The 1,923-nt window shown below is 56.6% G+C and carries 1 protein-coding gene and 1 pseudogene; both read left to right on the top strand.

The genetic code is table 11. From position 1 onward, the window contains the following. A pseudogene (locus AC1DJO_RS29795) lies at window positions 1-582 on the top strand (ISNCY family transposase); the annotation flags it as partial. Window positions 583-877: 295 nt separating this feature from the next. Then, window positions 878-1,879, top strand: a complete 1,002-nt coding sequence (locus AC1DJO_RS29800) for an IS30 family transposase (RefSeq protein WP_477974127.1) — start codon at window positions 878-880, stop codon at window positions 1,877-1,879. The last annotated feature ends 44 nt before the right edge of the window (window positions 1,880-1,923 follow it).

Here is a 1,923-nt window from a genome sequence, read left to right on the forward strand (position 1 = left end):
TATGCGCCTGAGTTCATGGCGGATTTCAATACGCGTTTCGGGAAGCCACCGCGCAATCCGAAGGACATGCACCGGCCGTTGGCCGATCATGAGAACCTCGATGATGCCATGTGCCGCAAGGAGGTTCGCAAGCTGTCGCATTCCTTGACGCTGCGCTACGACAAGGTGATGTTCATCCTGGACCCGACAGAGCGCGCCAGGGCGCTGGCGGGAAAGAAGCTGATTGTTTGCGATTATCCTGACGGACGACTTGAGATCACGGACGGGGAAGCCTCCCTGCCCTACAAGACGTTCGATACGTTACGGTCAKTACACCGATCCGAAGTGGTCGAGAACAAGCGGCTGGACGACATGCTGTCTGTTGTCGCTGAGCTGCAGGCGGGGCGTGAGCAGCAGCGCAGCAAAAGRGGACCGCGTCGAAGCGGACAGACGGATCACATGTTCGGTATTCCCGATGGCAGTGTCAGCAACGGTTATCAGAAACGCGGCACCGAACCTGGACGAAAGACGGATTTTACGAAGGATCCTGCCGTCATCGCCCGACGGCGGCAAGCGTTGGCGCGCCTGGGTCCGGCCGAGTGATGTAAGCGATCCGGCTGAGAAAGCGCAGTATATGATTGCGCTTGAGTCATCCGCCGCCGACCGAGCTGCGCAACCCTGGCCATCTCCGCCCGGACGGCGGCTAATTCCCGAGCACACATCAATATAGAATCTTGCAAWTCCAGTAATWGTKAATARAATKACGTCGCGTTTCTAAATTGCTTAYTTTGTCTCATCTTTAAATAGCTGTGACATGACATGATGTGCGTCGCGGTACATTCTATTTCCAAGTCCGACATGCYAGTAATTTCAATGGCTTCACTTTGGAGATTTTGGCATGTCGCTTTGCTATCAGCAGTTCACCATCGCCTATCGTCGCCGTCTTTATCATCTCAGAGAGCGAAAGGTGCCAGTTGGCGAGATCGCCCGCCAGCTCGGACGTCATCGCTCAACGATCTATCGTGAGCTCAAGCGCAACACTTTTCACGATCGCGAGTTTCCCGAGTACACCGGCTACTTTGATACGATCGCCGATGACATCGCCAAGGAGCGGCGKCGAAGGCTGCGCAAGCTCAGGCGGCACCCAAGATTGCGCGAGCTGGTMATTGACCGCCTGAAGGCCTATTGGTCCCCGGAGCAGATTGCCGGCCGTCTTGCCGAAGATGCCGCCAACCCGGTTCGCATTTGCCCTGAGACCATTTATCGCTTTGTCTACTGCAAGGAGGATTATGGTCTGGGCCTCTATCGCTATCTGCCGGAGGCACGCCGCAAGCGTCGACCTCGAGGCTCTCGCCGACCGCGCGGCAACGTCTTCCCGGCCGATTGCAGGATATCTCAAAGRCCTGATTTTATTGGCAATCGGACCGAGTTCGGACATTGGGAAGGCGATCTGCTGATCTTCAAGCGGGAGCTTGGRCCGACCAATGTCACCTCACTGATTGAACGCRAGAGCCGCTATACGGTCATGCTCAAGAACAACAGTCGTCATTCGCGACCGATCATGGATAAGATCGTTCATGCTTTCTCGCCGTTGCCAGCGATGGCGCGGCGGAGCTTTACCTTCGATCGCGGCACGGAGTTCAGCGGCTTCARGGCTTTGGAGGAAGGCATCGGCGCAAGGAGCTGGTTCTGCGATCCCAGCGCGCCATGGCAGAAAGGCGCCGTTGAGAACACCAACAAACGTATCCGACGCTTCATGCCTGTTGACACGGATCTTGCCAATGTCACCCAGCAACAGCTGACTGAGTTGGCGCATCATCTAAACTCACAGCCTCGCAAATGCCTCGGATACCGGACCCCCGCCGAAGCCTTTGCTGCCTATTTGCGCGAAGGTGGCTGATGCCCTACCCTCCAAGGCGGCCATGATGCACTTGGGTTAGCTTC

This window comes from Rhizobium sp. 05N430 (genome assembly GCF_056396985.1).